Here is a 2,094-nt window from a genome sequence, read left to right on the forward strand (position 1 = left end):
CACATCGCGAAGAAATTTCTTCGCCGGATGGCTCCCGGAGAACATTTCGCGGAAGCCCTGCATGCCCGCCAGCATCAGCGCCGCGCTGTGCTTGCGGCTGCGCTCGTAGCGGCGCAGATAAAGATGCTGGCCGATATCTTTGCCCTGAGCGTGCAGGCGCTTCAGCTCGTCAATAAGCTCGGCGGCATCCATAAAACCGAGGTTGACCCCCTGCCCGGCCAGCGGATGGATGGTATGCGCGGCATCGCCGACCAGCGCCAGCCGGTGGGCGGCAAACTGACGGGCATAGCGGCCGGTCAGCGGGAAAACTTCACGTTCACTTGCCAGCTGGCAGAGGCCAAGGCGATTATCGAACGCGATATTCAGCGCCTGGTTGAAGGTGGTTTCATCAGCCTGCTGCATCCGCTGCGCTTCCCCCGGCGATAGCGACCAGACGATCGAGCACAGGTGCGGATCGCTGAGCGGCAGGAAGGCGAGGATCCCGTCGCCATGGAACGCCTGGCGGGCCACCGCCTGATGCGGCTCAGCGGTACGGATGGTCGCCACCAGCGCATGATGATGGTAATCCCAGAAGGTCAGCGGAATATCGGCTTTATTGCGCAGCCATGAATTGGCACCATCGGCGCCGATCACCAGCCGCGCGGTCAGCATGCTGCCGTCCTGCAGGCTGAGAAAGGCTTCATTCTCGCCCCACGCCACCTGCTGAAGTTCCGCCGGAGCCAGCAGGGTAACGTCAGCGCAACGCTGCGCCTTCTGCCACAATGCATGATGCACTACGGCATTTTCGATAATATAGCCAAGGTGGCTAAAGCCCATGCTCTGGTCATCGAAGCTAATGTGGCCAAAGCTGTCTTTATCCCACACTTCCATACCGTGATAGCAGCTGGCCCGCTGGGGGACGATCTCGCGCCAGACGTCCAGCTTCGTCAGCAGCTTTTCGCTGGCGGCATTAATTGCCGAAACGCGCAGCGCCGGCGGCGCATCGGCGGCCAGCGGTCGCGGCTCTGCTTTCTCCAGCACTGCGACGCGCAGGCCGCTACCCTGTAGACCGCAGGCTACCGCCAGCCCCACCATTCCACCGCCAACAATGGCAACATCAACACTTTGCACGTTCTACTCCTTAACGGGGAACCCAACCGAGGGTACGCTGCGCCAGCGCATCGCGCGCCGGGGTAAATAATTCCATCGCCATCAGACCGACGTTGCGCCCCGCCACCAGCGGCGCCCAACGGTTGGCAAACAGATGCACCAGCCCATCGGTCACGCCGATGGTGGCGGCTTTATCCGCTGCCCTGCGCGCCTGATAGCGGCACAGCAGCGGATAATGACCGACATCTTCGCCGCTGAGATGGGCGTCAGCGAGTAATTCCGCCAGGCTCATCACATCGCGCAGGCCGAGATTAAAGCCCTGCCCGGCGATCGGGTGCAGCGTCTGCGCCGCGTTGCCGACCAGCGCCAGGCGGTGCGACACCGCGCGGCTGGCGGTGGTGAGGGCCAGCGGATAAACGCTGCGCTTCCCGGCGTGGGTAATACGCCCCAGCCGCCAGCCGAACGCCTGCTGCAGCTCCTGACAAAAGCGTTCGTCAGACCAGCTCTGCACCTCATCGCGGCGCGACTGCGGATGACACCACACCAGCGAGCAGCGCCCTTGCGACATCGGCAGCATCGCCAGCGGGCCATGCTCGGTAAAGCGCTCGAAGGCGCGACCTTCGTGGGGCAACGCGGTGCTGACGTTAGCAATGATCGCTATCTGCTCATACGGCTGCTGCTGCCAGCTGATGCCGCAGCGGGCGCCCAGTGCCGAACGGGAACCGTCCGCCGCCACCAGCAGCTTACCGTTAATGATTTCGCCGCCCTCAAGCGTAAGGCTGACGCTCTCCTGGCTGCGACTGACCGCTTCCACTTTCGCCGAACGCGCGACGCCCATCCAGCGAGTACACGTCAGCGACCGCGGTCATGCCGGGTTTGTGAATCTGGCGGCCGCGGATTATGGCCTGTCGGCGCTGGGCCAGGTGGTTGAACTCCACGATGTCGGCCAGCGCCTGTTTGGTCTGCTGCGCGAGGCGGCGGGCGTCACGCTGCACTGTCCGGCGA

At 63.7% G+C, this 2,094-nt stretch carries 1 protein-coding gene and 2 pseudogenes; 1 reads left to right on the forward strand and 2 read right to left on the reverse strand.

The annotated features are described in order from the left end of the window. Positions 1-1,110: FAD-dependent 2-octaprenylphenol hydroxylase (gene ubiI / locus KHQ28_RS28355; RefSeq protein ID WP_211777788.1), on the reverse strand; the 1,110-nt coding region annotated here is incomplete at its 3' end. A 10-nt stretch (positions 1,111-1,120) separates the two neighbouring features. Further along, positions 1,121-1,909 (reverse strand): annotated as a pseudogene (gene ubiH / locus KHQ28_RS28360) (2-octaprenyl-6-methoxyphenyl hydroxylase); the annotation flags it as partial. Between ubiH and KHQ28_RS28365 the strand changes: the two are divergent. Continuing rightward, positions 1,902-2,094, forward strand: a pseudogene (locus KHQ28_RS28365) (2-octaprenyl-6-methoxyphenyl hydroxylase); the annotation flags it as partial. The pseudogenes ubiH and KHQ28_RS28365 sit on opposite strands and share 8 nt — an antisense overlap.

It is taken from the genome of Klebsiella sp. 28 (genome assembly GCF_018223905.1).
Lineage (GTDB): Bacteria > Pseudomonadota > Gammaproteobacteria > Enterobacterales > Enterobacteriaceae > Klebsiella > Klebsiella pneumoniae.